This window comes from Vibrio sp. 1288 (genome assembly GCF_033344475.1).
The window spans coordinates 1-684 of record NZ_JAWPOX010000559.1; the positions used below are offsets into that span (position 1 = coordinate 1).

The following is a 684-nucleotide window of genomic DNA, read 5'->3' on the forward strand; positions in this document are numbered from 1 at the left end:
GGAATATCCTTTCTCGTCATTATCAAGAATCTGCGCAACACTTTAACACGAGAGTCGCGCATGAATCATGAATAAAGTAGGAAAAAATGTGAGACGCAGTGCGGAAAAAAGCATGATCAGTCAGGCCGTGCCGCTGTTGAGGAGCTATGTCTAACAATAAACAGGAAACTTACTCTCTCGTTGTGTTCACTATTCGACTCGCTGGGCTCGTAATCTCTGGTTCTATTAGTCGTCTTAATACATGAATGTAAGGTTAAGACATCAAGTTTTGATCGGCCCAAGCAATGGCTTGGACTCGGTTTTTCACTGAGAGCTTTTTAAAGATCTGATACAGGTGCGACTTGATCGTAAATTCGCTAACAAACAGTTCTTCTGCCATCTGGCTATTCGATGCTCCAGCTTGCAGACAACGCAGCACTTGCAGTTCGCGAATGGTGAGATCGACGGTTGCTGGCGCGGTGTGAGTATTTATCACATTTCGATAGTAGTGCAGCAGTTGGCTGGTTACGTTGCGTGGTAGCCAGTTTTGCCCGTTGACAATACCTTTCAGTCCTTCGCCGACTTGTTCTAAAGAATCTTCGCTGTAAAACAAGCCTTTTAATTGACCGAAGGCGAGCAGTTCATCCGTAGTGAGACGCTTTGGAACGTTGAACACGACCGTCTCAAAGTTCTTCCAAACCAATG

The 684-nt window shown here is 45.2% G+C and carries 1 protein-coding gene; it reads right to left on the minus strand.

Annotated elements, in window-relative coordinates; translation table 11 throughout:
• Window positions 1–253: 253 nt before the first annotated feature.
• On the minus strand, window positions 254–684 hold a 431-nt coding region (locus R8O11_RS28025), incomplete at its 5' end, for a LuxR C-terminal-related transcriptional regulator (RefSeq protein WP_318194975.1).